The sequence below is a fragment of the uncultured Albimonas sp. genome, from assembly GCF_963977235.1.
Lineage (GTDB): Bacteria > Pseudomonadota > Alphaproteobacteria > Rhodobacterales > Rhodobacteraceae > Albimonas.
This window is the reverse complement of the sequence record NZ_CAXBOD010000011.1, coordinates 50,425-67,519: the sequence shown is the minus strand read 5'-3', so window position 1 is coordinate 67,519 and position 17,095 is coordinate 50,425. Positions and strand designations below refer to the sequence as shown.

Below are 17,095 nucleotides of genomic sequence, written 5' to 3'. Positions count from 1 at the left end.
GGGGCATGGTCCTATGGAACGGTCGGGCCCTCAGACCCGCATCGGCATGACGACGTAGACGGCGCTTTCGTCGTCGCCCTCCCGCACCAGGGTCGGGTCGCCGGAGTTGTTGAACAGGAACACCGCGTTCTCGCGATCCACCTGGCCGGCGATCTCCAGCAGGTAGCGGGCGTTGAAGCCGATCTCGAGCGGCTCCTCGCTGTAGGCGACGGCGACTTCCTCGGTCGCCGCGCCGCTGTCGGGGGCGTTCACCGACAGCACCAGCCGGTCCTCGCTCAGCGCCAGCTTGACGGCGCGCGAGCGTTCGGAGCTGACGGTGGCCACGCGGTCCACCGCGGCGGCGAACTCGGCGGCATCCACCTCCATCCGCTTGGGATTCCCCTGCGGGATGACGCGGGTGTAGTCGGGGAAGGAGCCGTCGATGACCTTCGAGGTCAGCGCCACGCCGTCGGCCCGGAAGCGGATCTTGGTCTCCGAGACGCCGACCTGGATCACCGCCTCGTCGTCCGAGAGCAGGCGGTTCAGCTCGCCCACGGTCTTGCGCGGCACGATCACGCCGGGCATCGACTCGGCCCCCACGGGCAGCGGCGCGTCCACGCGGGCCAGCCGGTGGCCGTCGGTGGCCACGCAGCGCAGGGTCTTGCCCTCGGCCCCCTCGGCGACATGCATGTAGACGCCGTTGAGATAATAGCGCGTCTCCTCGGTCGAGATCGCGAATTTCGCCTTGTCGAACAGTCGCCGCAGGACCTTCGCCGGCGCCTCGAAATCGCAGGCGTAGTCGGCCGTGGCCATCACCGGGAAATCCTCCCGCGGCAACGTCGCCAGCCTGAAATCCGAGCGCCCGGCCCGCACCTCGAGCCGGCCCGTGGCCGGGTCGTCGATCAGGGTGGCCTGCGCGCCGTCGGGCAGCTTGCGCACGATGTCATGGAGCATGTGCGCGGGCGCGGTGGTGGCGCCGGCCTGCTCGACCAGCGCCGGGATCTGCTCGAGCACCTCGACGTCGAGGTCGGTGGCCCGGATCGAGAGCGTGTCGCCCGAGGCCTCCAGCAGCACGTTCGACAGGATCGGGATGGTGGTGCGGCGCTCGACGACGCCCTGGGCGCGGCTCATGGCCTTGAGGAGGGCCGCCCTCTCGACGCTGATCTTCATGGTCCCCCGCCGGGTCGGATGGCCCCCCTCGGCCCGACGCGCGCGCGGGGCGCGCAGCGTGGGGCGGGAGGGCGCGGATTGTTCGGAGGGTCACACTAGCGGCTGGCGCGGCGGGCGCAACGGTCGCGACGACCGCGGAGGCGCCGGGTCGCGGGTCGGGCCGCGAAACCGGGGCCGAAGGCGCGCGGGGCGCGTCGTCGTCGGGCGGGCCTTCAGACTTCGGAAACCTGCGCCGGCTATGGCCTGCAGGGCGACCCTCGCCCCCCAAGCCCCACGACCCGGAGCCCGTCCATGCTTGCCCGTCTCAGCATTTTCCAACGCATCGCGGGCGGCTTCGCCGCGATGATCGTCGTGGTCCTGGCGCTGGCCGGCGTCTCCGGGCTGACCATGCAGCGGATCGAGCGCGACGTGACCTCGGTCAGCGCCGCGAGCGAGCGCAACATCGCCCTCGACCTCGTGGTGCGCAGCGTGGCCGACATGCGCGTGGCGGCCTTCCGCTACCTCGCCTTCGGCAACTCGCAGGACGTCGACTACATCGCCGAACATGTGGCCGAACAGCAACAGGCGCTCGGCGCCCTCGCCGCCGCCTTCGCCGACCGGCCCGAAGAGGCGCGTCTGGTGACCGAGGCGGCGCGGCTGTCGAAGGAGTATGGGGCGGGCTTCGCCGACCTCAGGGTGCAGACCCAGCGCGGGGCCAAGGGGCTGGCCGACGCTCAGGCCGCGCGGGCGACAGCCTTCGAGGAGATGGAGGGGCTGGCGGTGCGGGCCGAGGGGCGGCTCGCCTTCGAACCGCGGGCGAGCGAGGTCCTGCTGCTGGCCGAGACGGTGCGTCGCATGCTGCTGGCCGCCGAGGCCGAGCTGATGGTGTTCAGGCTGACCGGCGCGCCGGCGACGCTCGAGGCGGCGGAGGCGGGCTACGAGGCGGCGGCGCGCGCCATCCGCCGGGCCGCCTACGTGGCCGGACAGACCGGGGTGCCGGGCGACACCCAGGCCGGCGTCGCCGCGGTGCAGGCGGCGGCCGACGCCGTCGAACCCGTCGCGTCCGCGGCCGGCGCCCGGCGCGAGATCCTCGAGCAGCGTCTGAACATCGCAGGTCCGGGCCTGCTGGACGTGACGGCCGAGCTCAAGCGCCTCGTGGTGGGTCGCCAGACGCGGCTCGCCGGCCAGGCGGGCGATTCGGCCGATGCGGGCCTGTTCGCCGTGGCGATCGGCGCAGCCGTTGCGCTGGCGCTTGCGATCGGCGTCGCGGCGATCGTGGGCGGCTCGATCGGGCGCGCCGTGCGCGGCGCTGCCTCGGACATGGAACGGCTGGCCGGCGGCGACCTCTCGGTCGAGATTCGCGGCGCGGATCAGACGCACGAGATCGGGGCCATGGCCCGTGCGCTGGCGGTGTTCCGCGACAACCAGCTCGCCCTGCGCCAGGCCGAGACGGACCGCGCGGCGCAGTCGGCCGAGGCCGCGCGGCATCGCGCGCAGATGATGCGCGAACTGGGCCAGAGCTTTGGCGTGGTGGTTGAGGCGGCGGTCGCGGGCGACTTCTCGCGCCGCGTCTCGGCCCGTTTCGACGACGCCGAGCTGCAGGCGCTGGCCACCGGCATGAACCGCATGCTGGCCAGCGTCGAGGCCGGCGTCGGCGCCGCGCGCGAGACCCTGTCCAGGGTCGCCGGCGGCGACCTCGACGCCCGCATGATCGGCAGTTTCGCCGGCGCCTTCGCGCAGCTGCGCGACGACCTTGACGCCGCCGCCACCCGCCTCGCCCAGTTGGTCTCCGAGACCCGCGACGGCGCCGGCTCGATCGTCTCGCTGGCGACCGAGATGGCTGGCGACGCCGGCGATCTCGCCGGTCGGGCGGAGGGTCAGGCCGCCTCTCTGGAGGAGACCGCCGCCACGATGGAGGAGATCGCCGCCACGGTGCGCGGCAACGCCCAGAACGCCGGCGCCGCGGCGGATCTTTCGCGCCGCGCCTCGGGCAGCGCGGCGGCCGGCAGCAAGGTCGTCGCCGACACGGTCGCGATCATCGAACGGATCGAGGCGAGCTCTGCCCGCATCGCCGAGATCACCTCGGTGATCGACGGAATCGCCTTCCAGACCAACCTGCTGGCGCTGAACGCGGCGGTGGAGGCGGCCCGCGCCGGGGAGGCCGGCAAGGGCTTCGCGGTCGTCGCGGCCGAGGTGCGCCAGCTCGCCCAGCGTTCGGGCGACGCGGCCTCCGACATCAAGGGCCTGATCGAGACAAGCGTGAAGCAGGTCGCCGAGGGCGTGTCCTCGGCCAAGCGGGCCGGCGGCTCGCTGACCGAGATCGTCGAGGCGGTCTCGACGCTCGAGCGGACCATCGCCGAGATCAGCGCGGCCAGCGCCGAACAGACCTCGGGGATCGAGGAGATCAGCCAGGCCGTCGCCAGCCTCGACCAGGCCACCCAGCGCAACGCCGAGATGGCCCAGGACGCCGTGCGGAGGACCGAGCAGATGACCGACGCCGCCCGCGCCGTGCAGGCCCGCGTCGCCGAGTTCAAGGTTGGTCAGGCCCCGCGCGCCCGCCGGGCGGCATAGGGGACGGGCGCCGCTCCCGTCCCGACCGCAAGGGCCGGGCGGGAGCGCGGCGCGAACCGGGCCTCAGGCCTCCAGCATCCGGCGCAGAAGCTCCAGGTCCTCGGCCATCTGGCTGTCGGTTTCCTTGAGCTTCTCGATGGTCTTGCAGGCGTGGATCACGGTGGTGTGGTCGCGCCCGCCAAAGCGCCGGCCGATGTCGGGCAGGCTCTTCGAGGTCAGGGTCTTCGAGAGCCACATCGCCACCTGCCTCGGCCGGGCCACCACGCGGGCGCGGCGCGGCGACAGCAGGTCGGTCAGACGCACGTTATAGTGGGCCGCGACCTTGCGCTGGATTTCCTCGACCGTGACCTTGCGGTCGGCGGCGCGAAGGATGTCGGCCAGACACTCCTGCGCCATGTCGAGGTCCACCGGGCGCCCGACAAGGTTGGCGAACGCCGTCAGCCGGGTCAGCGCCCCTTCCAGCACGCGCACGTTCGAGCTGATGCGGTGGGCCAGAAACTCCAGCACCCGCGGCTGGATCACCACATCGGGGTGGCTGGCCTGCAACAGGTCGAGCTTGGACTGCAGGATGCCCAGCCGCAGCTCGTAGTCGGTGGGATGCAGGTCGACGACCAGGCCCCACTGCAGGCGCGAGCGGATCCGCTCCTCCAGGTGCTCCATGTCCACCGGGTTGCGGTCGCCGGAGATCACCACCTGTTTGCCCTGATCGACCAGGGCGTTGAAGGTGTGGAAGAATTCTTCCTGCGTCGAGTCCTTGCCAGCGATGAACTGCACGTCGTCGATCATCAGCACGTCGACCGAGCGGAAGATCTGCTTGAAGCCGATCATGTCCTTCGAGCGCAGCGCCTGGATGAAGCGGTACATGAACTGCTCGGCGGTCAGCAGCACCACCTTGGCCTCGGGGCGCGACTCGGCCAGCCGCCAGGCCATGGCGTGCATCAGGTGGGTCTTGCCCAGACCGGAGGCGGAATAGAGGAACAGCGGGTTGAAGGTGACGTCCCCGCCCTCGGCCACGCGGCGCGCGGCGGCGTGGGCCAGTTCGTTGGGCTTGCCGACGACAAAGCGGTCGAAGGTGAAGCGCGGGTCGAGCGGGATCGAGGGCGACTCGCCCGGATCGGTGGTCGCGACGGCGCGCGGCGCGCTGGGCGCGGCCTCGCGCCGGGGCGCGGAAACCGCGGCCGCGTCCAGCGTCTCGCGCACGACCGGCTCGCGCACGACCGGCGCCGCGGGCGCGAGGCCCGATCGCGCCTCGCGCCGGGGGCTCGCGGCGTCGGGCTCGGCCGCGCCGTCGGCGGCGCGGCGCGGGGCGGCGCGCAGGTCGACCCGCTGCAGGTTGGGAAGCTCGGCGCGCAGGGCGCGCAGAAGGCTCTCGGCATAGTAGCGGTCGACCCACTCGGCGATGAAGCCGGTCGGCGCGGTCAGCTTCGCCACGCCCTGTCCGGCGCCCTCGATCTCGAGGTTGGCGATCCAGCTGTCATGCAACGCCTCGCCGATCTCGTCGCGCACGCGGCCCTTGGCGCGGTCCCAGGCGGCGACCAGCGCCGGCGGGCAGCTTCGAGGCGTTTCGAACGACGGGTATGCTTGGCGGCCGTGCGCCGGGCCATCCGGGGAAGTCATGGCGGGCATTCGGTCTCCTGTGGGCGGTGGGGCGCCCTGGACGGTCAGGCGGCGGGCGGGTCGGCGGCGCGCCGGCCCGGGCGGCGACGATGCGCCGTCGGGGACGGGCGCTGCGTCAGCAGGTCAGCTCTGGACCCAGGGAAGGCCGCGGACCTTCCAGCCGTTGACCCCACCGCGGTGGTTGTCGGGGCCCAGGTCGCCCTCGAAGCCCTCGGCGATGTTGCAGCATTCGACGGCGAGGCCCTTCTCGGACAGAGCCGCGGCGACGCTCAGCGCCGCCTGCTGGGACCGGCCGCCGGAGCGGCACAGGAACAGCAGTTTCGCCGGCGTCGCATCGCCCAGCGCGCCCAGCACCTGCTCGACGAAGGCGGGATTGCGGGTCATGTCGGGGTAGCGCTGCCATTCGACCAGCACCGGCTGGCCGCCGATGGGCGACAAGTCGGGCAGGCCGACCCAGGCCCATTCCGCCCGGGTGCGCACGTCCACCAGCGCGGCGTCGCCGCCCGACAGGACCTCGAAGGCCTGCGCCGGGGGAAGCTGGGGAATGCCCGCGATCGAGCCCGTTTCCTGCGTCACCTTCGTGTCTCCCTCAAGCCGTCGCGGTGGAATCGGCGGTATGGTAGGCGGCGGCGGGGAAGTCCCGCAAGGCGCTCGCAAGTCGCGCGGCGGATTTTCGCTCAAGTGACTGAGTCATCTTGGTCTGCCTCCTGAACGCGCTGCGACACGGCATAGCAACGCCGATACCGATTTGAGGCGAGTAGTCTCATCTCAATCGGTCTGTTCTGCGATTTTATTTGGAGGCTGTCCCGTGTCCCTCGAACAGCACGAGGTCGACTTTAGGCCCGAGGCGCCCGCGCTGGCAACAGGACGAAATCAGGAACATGACATCGCGACGTCGAGACCGTGACGCCACGACAAGACGCGCCGGTCGGCCATGCCGACCGGCGCGATGCCCCTGGGCATCGTCCTCGTCTCGCTGTCGGTAGACCGGACGCCAGGTCCGGCCGGGCGATCAGGCCGAGAGGGCCTTCACACGCGACGCCAGGCGCGAAACCTTGCGCGACGCGGTGTTCTTGTGGATCACGCCCTTGGTGACGCCCCGCATGATCTCCGGCTGGGCGTTCTTCAGCGCCTCGGCGGCGATGGCGGCGTCGCCCTGGACGATCGCTTCCTCAACCTTGCGGAGGAAGGTACGGATGCGGCTGCGGCGAGCCTTGTTAACCGCGGTGCGGCGCTCGATCTGGCGAATGCGCTTGCGTGCGGACGGCGAATTGGCCATCTGTGATTCCCGAACTCTGCTCGTACTACGTGAGGCGCGGCGTATACACGCCGCCCCGCGAGGGGTCAACGGCGGAGCGGTGGCCTTTGGCCAAACCCTTCCGACGTCTCGATATTCCCACAGGCCGGATTCCGGCGAGGGATCGTCTGGGCCGCGCGGCCGCGGAGACGGGCGAGTCGCCCGCTGTCCCCGCGTCCGAATCCGGCCCGCGATTCGTCGCCCGGGCGGACCCGGGCGTCAGGCGTTCAGCGCCCGCGGAACTGCGGCTCGCGCTTCTCGATGAAGGCGGCCATGCCTTCCTTCTGGTCCTCGGAGGCGAACAGCCCGTGGAACAGGCGGCGCTCGAACATCACGCCCTCGGTCAGGTTGGTCTCGAAGGCGCGGTTCACCGCCTCCTTCGCGGCCATCGTGGCGATGGGCGACTTGTCGGCGATCTTGGCGGCGACCGAGAGCGCTTCGTCGAGCAGCTTGTCGGCGGCGATCACCCGGCTGACCAGGCCCGAGCGCTCGGCCTCCTCGGCGGTCATGAAGCGCCCCGAGAGGCACATCTCCATCGCCTTGGCCTTGCCCACCGCGTGGGTCAGGCGCTGGGTGCCGCCCATGCCGGGGATGACGCCCAGGTTGATCTCGGGCTGGCCGAACTTGGCGGTGTCGGCGGCCAGGATGAAGTCGCACATCATCGCCAGCTCGCAGCCGCCGCCGAGCGCGTAGCCGGCCACCGCGGCGATGATCGGGGTGCGCGTGCGCTCGATCCCGCGCGAGCCCTCGGCGAAGAAGTCCAGCTTGAACATCTCGGGGGCGGTCTTGTCCGACATCTCCTTGATGTCGGCGCCCGCGGCGAAGGCCTTGGCCGAGCCGGTCAGCACGATGCAGCGGATCTTGTCGTCCGCGTCGAACTTGGCCAGCGCCTCGCCCAGCTCCTTGAGCAGGTCGTGGTTCAGCGCGTTCAGCGCGTCGGGCCGGTTGAGCTTCACGAGCCCCACGTGGTCCCGGGTCTCTACGATCAGGTTGGCGTAGGCCATCGGCCCCTCCCGTTGCTGCGGTCCCTCTGGCGGGGCGGCTTCGCCCTCCTTGAAGCCGGCCGGCGGGTGTTAACGGAGCGCCGCCGGGCGTTCAAGGCGGCCTGTTCCCCGTCCGGTCGCGGCGGCCGTTACGTCACGTCTGACAGCGCGCACAATGGAAGGTCGAGCGTCCCGACTGCACGATGCGCGCCACGACGCCGGGGCAGCCCTCGCGCCGGCAGGGCTCCCCCTCGCGACCGTAAACCGCGAAGGCGTGCTGGAAATAGCCCAATTCGCCGGAGGCCTGGCGATAGTCCCGCAGGCTGGAGCCGCCCGCCGCCAGCGCCTCGATCAACACTTCGCGCACCGCGTGCGCCAGGCGCTCGAGCCTCTCGCGGGAGATGCGCCCGGCGGCGCGGGCGGGGGCGACGCCGGCCCGCCATAGCGCCTCGCACACGTAGATGTTGCCCAGCCCGCAGACGATTCGCTGGTCCAGCAGCAGCGCCTTCACCGGCGCCTTGCGCCCCGAGAACCGCTCGCGCAGCAGCTGCGCGTCGAAGCTGTTGCCCAGCGGTTCGGGCCCCAGCGAGGCCAGCAGCCAGTGCTGCGCCTCGGCCCCCGGCCCGATCAGGTCCATGGCCCCGAAGCGGCGCACGTCGTTGAAAGTGACGCGGGCCCGGCCCCCGTCGCCCCCCTCGCCGCGGTCGAGGTGGAAGACCACATGGTCATGCTGGGGATGCAGGCCGGGGTCGTGGACGAACTCGCCCTGCACCTCCTGGCCGATCAGCATCCGGCCGGTCATGCCGAGGTGGATCAGCAGGGTCTCGCCGGTCGAAAGGTCCGCGAGGATGTATTTGGAGCGGCGGCGCAGGCGCAGGATCTCGGCCCCCGTCAGCCGCGCGACGAAACGCTCGGGCAGGGGCCAGCGCAGGTCCGGGCGGCGCTGTTCGACACGGGTCAGGCGCGCGCCGGTCATCACGGGCTCCAGCCCGCGACGCACCGTCTCGACTTCGGGCAGCTCGGGCATGTTCCTGCGCGCGCTCCTTTCGGCTAAGGGAAACGCCATGACGGACGCGACCGAGAATGACAAGGGGGCCACGCCCCCCGCCCTGACGGCCCGGGAGGCCGCCGAGGGCACCACGCATTTCGGCTACCGCGAGGTGCCCGAGGGCGACAAGGCGGGGCTGGTGCGGGGAGTCTTCTCCTCGGTCGCGGCGCGCTACGACCTGATGAACGACCTGATGTCGGGGGGCGTGCATCGGCTGTGGAAGGACGCGCTGATCGACTGGATGGCGCCCCGGCCGGGCATGAAGCTGCTGGACGTGGCCGGCGGCACCGGCGACATCAGCTTCCGGTTCCTCAAGCGCCTGAAGGGCGAGGGCCACGCCACGGTCTGCGACCTGACCTCCGACATGCTCGAGGAGGGGCGCAGGCGCGCCGACGCGCAGGGGTTCGCCGAGCAGCTCGACTGGGTGGTCGGCGACGCGATGGCGCTGCCGTTCCCCGACCGCAGCTTCGACGCCTTCACCATCGCCTTCGGCATCCGCAACGTGACCCGCCCGCAGGAGGCGCTGGCCGAGGCCTACCGGGTGCTGAAGCCCGGCGGCCGGTTCCTGTGCCTCGAGTTCAGCCAGATCCCCGACGCGACGCTGCAGAAGATCTACGACGCGTATTCCTTCTCGATGATCCCGGCGATGGGCAAGGCGGTGACGGGAGATCGCGACAGCTACCAGTATCTGGTCGAATCCATTCGGAAGTTCCCCGATCAGGAGACCTTTCTGGACATGGTGAAGGCCGCCGGTTTCGGTCGGGCGAGCTATCGCAACTACACGATGGGCGTGGCGGCGATCCACTCCGGCTGGCGCATCTGAGCATGGGCGTTTTCGCCAATCTCTGGCGGCTGGCGCGCACCGGCGCCACCTTCCAGCGCACCGGCGCGATGGAGGAGGCGCTGGCCGCCCTCGACGCGCCCCGCTCGATCCGCGTGGCCGCGCGCATCCTGGGCTGGCCGCTCGGGCCCCTGGGTCTGCGCGGCGACCCCGCCCTGCCGCCGGTGGTCCGCGCGCTGACCGCGCTGGGGCCGGCCTATGTGAAGTTCGGCCAGACCCTCTCGACCCGGCCCGACGTCGCCGGGCCGAAGCTGGCGCGCGAGCTGCGGGTGCTGCAGGACCGCATCGCCCCCTTCCCCGACGCCGAAGCCCGCGCCACGGTCGAGCATGAGCTGGGCCGCCCGCTGGAGGAGGCGTTCTCCGAGTTCGGGCCCCCCGTGGCCGCGGCCTCGATCGCCCAGGTCCACCCGGCGATCGAACGCGAGACCGGCCGCCGCGTGGCGGTGAAGATCCTGCGCCCGGGCGTCGAGCGCGCCTTCCGCAAGGACGTCGAGGCGTTCCACTTCATCGCCCGCACCATCGAGATACTGGCTCCGTCGGCCCGCCGCCTGCGCCCCACCGCGGTCACCCGCCATTTCGAGGGCGTGGTCACCACCGAGCTGGACCTGCGGCTCGAGGCCTCGGCCGCCGCCGAGTTCAAGGCCAACACCATCGAGGACGCGGGTTTCCGCGTGCCCGCCGTGCTGTGGGGCCTGTCGCAGAAGCGAATGATGACGCTCGAGTGGGTCGAGGGCGATCCGCTGGGCGACGTCGACGTGCTGGCGACCCGCGGCTACGACCTGCCCGAGCTCGGCCGCTTCATAATCCGCAGCTTCCTGCGCCACGCCCTGCGCGACGGCTTCTTCCACGCCGACATGCACCAGGGGAACCTGAAGGTGCTGCGCGACGGGACGCTGGTGGCGCTCGACTTCGGGATCATGGGCCGGATCGACCCCTACACGCGGCGCGTCTACGCCGAGATCCTGCTGGGCTTCCTGCGCAAGGACTACCGCCGCGTCGCCGAGGTGCATTTCGAGGCCGGCTACGTCCCCGCCGACCGGGACCTCGAGACCTTCGCCCAGGCCCTGCGTTCGATCGGCGAGCCGATCTTCGGGCAGGACGCTTCGCGTATCTCGATGGCCCGTCTGCTGGCGCACCTGTTCGAGGTGACCGAGCGTTTCGGGATGGAGACGCGGACCGAGCTGATCCTGTTGCAGCGCACGATGGTGGTGGTCGAGGGGGTGGCGCGCACGCTCGACCCCAACCTCAACATGTGGAGCGCCGCGCATCCGGTGGTCGAGGAGTGGATGAAGGACAACCTCGGCCCCAAGGCGGTGAAGCGGGACCTGGAGGCGACGCTGAAGGTGCTGGCGCGCTTCGGCCCGCGGATGCCCGAGATGGCCGAGAAGGTGCTGACCAAACTGGCCGAGGGTGAGCCGATCGAGGTCAAGGACCAGGGGCTGGAGCTGCGCCGCGCCATCGCCGTGGGCGTGGTCGCCGGGCTGCTGGGCGGGCTGGGCGGCGCGGTGCTGGTGGCGCTGGCGATCTGATCGCCGGCTGTTGGTTCGCGGAGGGCCGGCTCCCGGCCCGCAGGCGCCCAGCGGGCGGGCCTGGCGGCGGGGCGCGCGGTCGCCCGGACGCCGCTCGCCCGCCGCGCCCTGTTTCGGGACGCCGCGCCTCTTGCATTGCGGAACAGGCGTTCCAATATCGCCGATGATGAGCAACGCGCCCTCGATATCCCCCCTGCCTTCCGCCTGGCCCTGCGCCTGCGCCGAGCGGCGCTGCGGGCCCGGCCGGCCGCGGGCCTATGACCCCGACTGCGCGCTCGCCGCCCTGACCCAGGTGTTCCGCGAGCAGGGCTACGAGGCGACCAGCGTCGAGGACCTGATCTCGGCCGCCGGGCTCAGCCGCTCGAGCTTCTACAACGCCTACGGCTCCAAGCGCGGCGCGATGCTGGCGGCGCTGCAGCGCTGGTGCGACGGCCACCGGGCCGGGCTCAGGGCGCTGGCCCTGCCGCAGGATCCGCCTGCGGTGCGCGCGAGAGCCGTGATGGACGGGCACTTCGACGCCGAGGTCGCTTCGACCGGCTGCTTCATCGGCGACGCCGCCGCCGAGCTGGGCGCCCGCGACGCGGATGTCGAAGCCATCGTCACCAACCACCGCGACCGCCTGGTCGAGGATTTCGCCGCGCTCGCCGCCCCCCTGGTGGGGCAGGCCGCGGCCCCCGAACGCGCCCGCGCCGCCTATGCCCTGGCCCTGGGGGCCGGGGTGATGCGCAAGTCCGGCGCCTCCGCCGAGGCCGTCGAAGGTCTGCGCCGGGAGGCGCGGAAGCTGCTCGGCGCCTGATCCCGGGACGCGGCCCCGTCTCGGGCCGCGCTCAATTCTGGAACGAACGATCCACAAAGGAAGTCCCCGATGACCCATCCCCTCTTCACCCCGACCCGCCTCGGCGACATCGAGATCGCCAACCGCATCGCCCTTGCCCCCCTGACCCGCAACCGGGCCGACGACGCGACCGGCGTGCCCAGCCCGCTGGCGCCTGAATACTACGGCCAGCGCGCCTCGGGCGGGCTGCTGATCACCGAGGCGAGCCAGATTTCGCCCCGCGGCAAGGGCTATGCGATGACCCCGGGCATCTACACGCCCGCGCAGGTCGAGGGCTGGAAGGACGTCACCGCGGCCGTGCATGAGCGCGGCGGCAAGATCGCGATCCAGCTGTGGCACGTGGGCCGGATCTCGCATTCCGACCTGCTGCCGGGCGGCGAGGCGCCGGTCTCGTCCTCGGCCACGCCGGCGGCGGTGAAGACCTTCCTCAAGGACCGCGGCTTCGTCGAGACCTCGGCCCCGCGCGCCCTGCGCACCGACGAGATCCCCGGCCTGGTCGCCGACTACGCCCGTGCCGCGGAGCTGGCGATGGAGGCCGGCTTCGACGGGGTCGAGATCCACGCCGCCAACGGCTACCTGATCGACCAGTTCCTCAAGGACGGCATCAACCGGCGCGACGACGCCTACGGCGGCTCGGTCGAGAACCGGGCGCGGCTGCTGGGCGAGGTGGTGGACGCGGTGACCGGCGCGATCCCGGCGGGGCGCGTGGGCATCCGCCTGTCGCCCTTCTCGGGCGCCAACGACCTGCTGGATTCGGACCCGATGACCACCTTCTCGCATGTCATCGGCACGCACCTGGCGGGCCGCGGCATGGCCTACCTGCACCTGGTCGAGGGCCAGACCGGCGGCCCGCGGGAGCTGGCCGAGGGGCAGTCGGTCGAGGCGCTGCGCAAGCTCTTCGACGGCGCCTACATGGCCAACAACGGCTATGACCGCGAGCACGCGATGAAGGCGGTCGAGAGCGGCGCGGCCGACGTGGTGGCCTTCGGGCGGCCCTACATCGCCAACCCCGACCTGCCCGAGCGGCTGCAGGCCGGCGCCCCCCTCAACGAGGGCGACCCCAGCACCTATTACGGCGGCGGGGCCGAAGGCTACACCGACTATCCGACGCTGGACGAGACCAAGGCCGCCTGAGCCGACCGGGCTCCGGAAGCGCCGACTCGATCCGACGCCTGCCGGGCCCACGCCCGGCAGGCGTTTCTTCGGGTCCGCCCTGGACCGGGCCGTCGGCCAGGGGCGCGATCGGGCCCGGATCTGCGGGACGCGACGGCGGCGGGCTCGAGGTCCAGCGCCGGCGTCCTGCGGCGTCGTCTCTGCGGGCCGGCCCGACGTCCGGGCCGGCCGAGGGCCCGGCGAGGGTTCGCCGGGCCGGGCGCCCGCTGCGGGCGTCGTCGCTCAGGCCGCGGTCTTCTTCGCGTCCGGGCGGCGCGTCTCGGCGGACCCCACGCGGCTGAAGAAGGACAGCAGGTTGTCCAGCTCCCGCGCGCCGCCGAGCAGATCGCGCGAGCCGGTGGCCGTCCGCTCCGCCAGGGTGGAGTTCTGCTGGGTCATCTGGTCCATGCTGCTGATCGCGAGGGTGATCTCCTCGACGCCGGAGGACTGCTCGCGGCTGGCCGCCTCGATCTCGCGGACGGCGGCCTCGACCCGGGAGATCGAGGAGACGATCCCGGAAAGCGACTCGCCCGTCCGGGTCACCAGGCGCACGCCCTCGGAGACCTGGCCGGCGCTGGTCTCGATCAGCTCGCGGATGTCGCGCGAGGCCTCCGAGGAGCGCTGGGCGAGGCTGCGCACCTCGGCGGCCACCACCGCGAAGCCCTTGCCCGCGTCGCCGGCCCGGGCCGCCTCCACCGCGGCGTTCAGGGCGAGGAGGTTGGTCTGGAAGGCGATCGAATCGATCACCGCGATGATCTCCGAGATGCGGCGGGCGCTGGCCTCGATCTCGGTCATCGCCTCGACCGCGCCCTGCACGACCTTGCCGCCGCCGTCGGCGTCGGCCGAGGCCGCGGCCGCCAGGTTGCGCGCGTCGGTCGAGCTTTCGGCGTTGGAGCGGATGGTGGACGAGATCTCCTCCATCGTGGCGGAGGTCTCCTCGATGGCGGCGGCCTGCTGCTCGGCCCGGGCGGAGAGATCCTGCGCGCCCTGGGTCATGTCGTCGGCGTTGGCGCGCACCGTGGCGACCGCCTCGGCGATGCGTCCGACCAGCTCGGACAGACGCTCGACCGTGACGTTGACGCTGCGCTGCAGGTCGGCGAAGGAGCCGTCGAAGGAGCCCTTCATGCGGTCGCCGAGGTCGCCGTCCGCGATCCGGGCCATCACCCGCACGGTCTCGCCCAGGCCCTCGTCGACGGTCTCGAGCAGCCGGTTCAGGCCGTGGGCGAGGTTGTCGAGCTCGGCGTCGGGGAAGTTGGCCGGGATCCGGCGCGAGAAGTCGCCGGCCACGGCGCGTTCGACCACCGCGCCGAAGTCCTGCTGAAGCTTCGCCATCATCTCCTCGCGCGCCTGGGCGCTGCGCCGGTCGGCCTCCTCCTTCTCGCGGGTGAGGGCGGCGATGCGGATCGCGTTCTCCTTGAACACCTGGGTGGCGCGCGCCATCTCGCCGACCTCGTCCAGCCGCTCGCGCCCGTCGATCTCGGCGGCCGTGTCGCCCTGGGCGAGCCGGCGCATCGCTCCGGTGATCGCCACGATGGGCCGGCTGATCACGGTCCCGATCCCCCAGGCGATCAGCAGGCCGACCAGCACCGCCAGCCCGGTCGCCCCGATCAGGATCAGGTAGGTCTGGCTCACCCGTTCGGCGTTCGCGGCCTGGCGGGTCGCCATCAGGCCGGCCTCTTCGGCGCTGAACTCGGCCATCACCTCGCGGAAGGCGTCGAAGTAGGTCTTGCCGCGGGCCTCGGCCACAAGGTCCGCCATGTCGTCCATGGTCCGGGCGTCGCCGATGCGGGCGCGAAGCTCGATCAGGGGGGCGACCACCTCGGTCTTCCAGGCGCGCACCGTCTCCTGCATCTCGCCGATCAGGGCGACCTGCGGGGGGTTGTCCGACACCGTCTCGGCCAGCTCGGTCGAGAGCGCGTCGAAGGCGGCGCCCCCGGTCTCGTAGGGTTCGAGGAACTCGGGGCGGCCGGCCAGCAGGTAGCCGCGCACCCCCGTCTCCATGTCGACGGCCGCCGCCAGCAGGCGGGCGGCGTCCTGAAGGACGGCATAGGTGTGGGAGACCCAGCGCAGCGCCTCCTGCGTGGCGGCGGCGTCGGTGCGGCCGGAGGCGAGCCGCGTCTCGAAAGCTTCGCGGCGCTCGGCGAGCAGCACCTGCTCGCGCGTCGAGAAGGTCTCGAGCTGTTCGCGCAGGCGGTCGAAGTAGACCTTGCCGCGCCCGTCGCGCACCGCGTGGGCGAGGTCGTTCATCGTGGGGGCGTCGCCGATCTCCCGCCGCAGGGCGATCTCGACCTCGGCGCTCCGGGTCTGCCAGTCCTTGAGGACCGACTCGGCCTGCGCGAGGCGGGCGACCTGGCGGGGGTTGTCGGAGACGGTCTCCTGCAACGCCTCGATCCGGCGATAGGCCTCGCGCTCTCCGGCCTCGTAGGGGGCGAGGAACGCCGGGTCCCCTGCCAGCAGGAAGCCGCGCGCGCCCGTTTCCATGTCGACGACCGAGGCGACGATGGCGGCCGCCTCGCTCAGCACGGCGTGGGTGTGGTCCACCCAGCGCGCGCTCTCGGTCATCTTCTGGATGTTGAGGATCACCAGGCCGCTGACGATCACCGGCAGGGCGAGCGGCACGAGCGTGCCGGCCAGCACCTTCGTCTTGGTTCCGAGGTTCTCGAAGCGACGCAGCATCATCCCAGGCTCCCGCGGCTGGCGGAGCGTAGTGCGCCCGCGCCTCGGGGGAGCCGCGCGCCGCAGTCCTGCGCCGCGCCGGGTTCGACGCGTGGCGCAGGTATGCGGCCTCAGGGTTTCCGAAGACTTAACAGGAGACCGGAGTCGCCCTCCGCGGCGCCCGGCCTCACTCCATGGCGAGGATCATGTTGCGCACCACCGGGTAGATCTCGTGCTCCCAGCGGCGGCCGTTGAACACGCCGTAGTGGCCCACGTTGGCCTGCAGGTGGTGGCGCTTGAGATGCGGGCGGAGCGACGAGCACAGGTCGTGCGCGGCCGAGGTCTGGCCCAGCGCGCAGATGTCGTCGCGCCCGCCCTCTACCGTCAGCAGCGCGGTGCGGGTGATCTTCGAGGGGTCCACCGGCTTGCCGCGCCAGGTGAACTCGCCGGTGGCGAGCTGGGCTTGCTGGAAGATCCGGTCGATGGTCTCGATGTAGAATTCTTCCGGAAGGTCGAGCACCGCGAAATACTCGTCGTAGAAGGTCTTGATCTTCTCCGCCTCGGCGATCTCGCCGGCCTGAAGATGATCGTAGAGCCGTTTGTGCGTGGCCTTGTGGCGCTCCATGTTCATCATCATGAAGCTGGTGAGCTGCACGAAGCCCGGATAGACGCGCCGCCCGCCGCCCTTGTGACGCCAGGGCACGGTCTGGATCATCCGCTCCTTGAACCAGCTGAGCGTCTTCTCGTTGGCCAGATCGTTGACCGAGGTCGGGCTCTCGCGCACGTCGATGGGGCCGGCCATCAGGGTCATGGTGCGCGGCGTGCAGTTGTTCTGCCGCTCGGACATGATCGCGACGGCGGCCAGGGTCTGCACGCAGGGCTGGCAGACCGCCAGGACGTGCGAGCCGGGGCCCATCTCCTCGAGGAAGCGGATCAGGTAGTCGATGTAGTCCTCGACCCCGAACTTGCCCTCGCGCAGCGGCACGTCGCGGGCGTTGGCCCAGTCGGTGACATAGACGTCGTGGTCCTGCAGCATCGTCTGCACGGTGCCCGCCAGCAGGGTGGCGAAATGGCCCGACAGCGGCGCCACGATCAGCACCTTGGGCTGCGGCGCGTCCACGTCCTTGGCGAAGCGCAGCAGGTTGCCGAAGGGCAGGGCGAGGGGGATCTCCTCGCTCACCGGGACCATGCGGTTGCCGACCTGCACCTGGGTGACGCCCCAGTCGGGCCGGGTGTGGGTGAGCTGGAAGCGCGAGAGCATCTCGAGCGTCGCGGCGAAGCGCTTGTTCGCGTCCTGCGCCAGGGTGGATCCGAGGGCGCCGCTCCACACCTGTCCCCAGCGGGCCGCGAGGCGCAGGGGCGCCAGCAGGTCGTCGCTGAACTGGTAGGCTTGGTAGAGCATGGGCGAGACTCCGGACCGCATCCCGATATTCAGGAAA

13 protein-coding genes are annotated in these 17,095 nt (G+C 71.6%); 5 read left to right on the top strand and 8 right to left on the bottom strand.

The features are described 5' to 3' along the window. Positions 1 to 30 precede the first annotated feature (30 nt). Positions 31 to 1,149, bottom strand: a complete 1,119-nt coding sequence (gene dnaN, locus AAC134_RS08340) for a DNA polymerase III subunit beta (RefSeq protein ID WP_339948616.1) — start codon at positions 1,147 to 1,149, stop codon at positions 31 to 33. 291 nt (positions 1,150 to 1,440) lie between these two features. On the opposite strand from dnaN, the gene AAC134_RS08335 reads away from it, so the two are divergent. After that, on the top strand, positions 1,441 to 3,699 hold the full coding sequence (locus tag AAC134_RS08335) for a methyl-accepting chemotaxis protein (RefSeq protein ID WP_339948615.1): 2,259 nt from the start codon (positions 1,441 to 1,443) through the stop codon (positions 3,697 to 3,699). Between the two features lie 63 nt (positions 3,700 to 3,762). On the opposite strand, the gene dnaA is transcribed toward AAC134_RS08335, so the two are convergent. From dnaA to mutM, 5 genes are all read right to left on the bottom strand, one after another. Further along, a complete protein-coding gene (dnaA, locus tag AAC134_RS08330; RefSeq protein WP_339948614.1) occupies positions 3,763 to 5,325 on the bottom strand; it encodes a chromosomal replication initiator protein DnaA in 1,563 nt (520 codons plus the stop codon). Positions 5,326 to 5,439: 114 nt separating this feature from the next. Further along, positions 5,440 to 5,892 carry a rhodanese-like domain-containing protein gene (locus tag AAC134_RS08325; RefSeq protein WP_339948613.1) on the bottom strand — a complete coding sequence of 151 codons (453 nt, stop codon included), beginning with the start codon at positions 5,890 to 5,892 and terminating at the stop codon, positions 5,440 to 5,442. A 436-nt stretch (positions 5,893 to 6,328) separates the two neighbouring features. Then, positions 6,329 to 6,595 (bottom strand): 30S ribosomal protein S20, encoded by a 267-nt coding sequence (rpsT, locus tag AAC134_RS08320; protein WP_339948612.1) that lies wholly within the window; start codon positions 6,593 to 6,595, stop codon positions 6,329 to 6,331. Between the two features lie 245 nt (positions 6,596 to 6,840). After that, complete coding sequence (locus AAC134_RS08315) at positions 6,841 to 7,617, bottom strand: enoyl-CoA hydratase (RefSeq protein WP_339948611.1); 777 nt, start codon at positions 7,615 to 7,617, stop codon at positions 6,841 to 6,843. A 133-nt stretch (positions 7,618 to 7,750) separates the two neighbouring features. Further along, positions 7,751 to 8,623: a bifunctional DNA-formamidopyrimidine glycosylase/DNA-(apurinic or apyrimidinic site) lyase gene (gene mutM, locus AAC134_RS08310; protein WP_339948610.1), complete on the bottom strand. Its 873-nt coding sequence runs from the start codon at positions 8,621 to 8,623 to the stop codon at positions 7,751 to 7,753. Positions 8,624 to 8,660: 37 nt separating this feature from the next. On the opposite strand from mutM, the gene ubiE reads away from it, so the two are divergent. The 4 genes from ubiE (at position 8,661) to AAC134_RS08290 (ending at position 12,983) form a co-directional block, all read left to right on the top strand. Beyond that, complete coding sequence (gene ubiE / locus AAC134_RS08305) at positions 8,661 to 9,467, top strand: bifunctional demethylmenaquinone methyltransferase/2-methoxy-6-polyprenyl-1,4-benzoquinol methylase UbiE (protein ID WP_339948609.1); 807 nt, start codon at positions 8,661 to 8,663, stop codon at positions 9,465 to 9,467. A gap of 2 nt (positions 9,468 to 9,469) precedes the next feature. Continuing rightward, positions 9,470 to 11,014, top strand: a complete 1,545-nt coding sequence (gene ubiB / locus AAC134_RS08300) for a 2-polyprenylphenol 6-hydroxylase (RefSeq protein ID WP_339948608.1) — start codon at positions 9,470 to 9,472, stop codon at positions 11,012 to 11,014. A 166-nt stretch (positions 11,015 to 11,180) separates the two neighbouring features. Further along, positions 11,181 to 11,810 (top strand): TetR/AcrR family transcriptional regulator, encoded by a 630-nt coding sequence (locus AAC134_RS08295; RefSeq protein ID WP_339948607.1) that lies wholly within the window; start codon positions 11,181 to 11,183, stop codon positions 11,808 to 11,810. 69 nt (positions 11,811 to 11,879) lie between these two features. Then, positions 11,880 to 12,983, top strand: coding sequence for an alkene reductase (locus tag AAC134_RS08290; RefSeq protein WP_339948606.1), 1,104 nt, complete (start codon positions 11,880 to 11,882; stop codon positions 12,981 to 12,983). A 261-nt stretch (positions 12,984 to 13,244) separates the two neighbouring features. Here AAC134_RS08290 and AAC134_RS08285 read toward each other — a convergent pair whose 3' ends face one another. Together AAC134_RS08285 and phaZ are read right to left on the bottom strand one after the other, a co-directional pair. Next, complete coding sequence (locus AAC134_RS08285) at positions 13,245 to 15,680, bottom strand: CHASE3 domain-containing protein (protein WP_339948605.1); 2,436 nt, start codon at positions 15,678 to 15,680, stop codon at positions 13,245 to 13,247. 163 nt (positions 15,681 to 15,843) lie between these two features. Continuing rightward, positions 15,844 to 17,058, bottom strand: coding sequence for a polyhydroxyalkanoate depolymerase (phaZ, locus tag AAC134_RS08280; protein ID WP_339948604.1), 1,215 nt, complete (start codon positions 17,056 to 17,058; stop codon positions 15,844 to 15,846). Positions 17,059 to 17,095 lie beyond the last annotated feature (37 nt).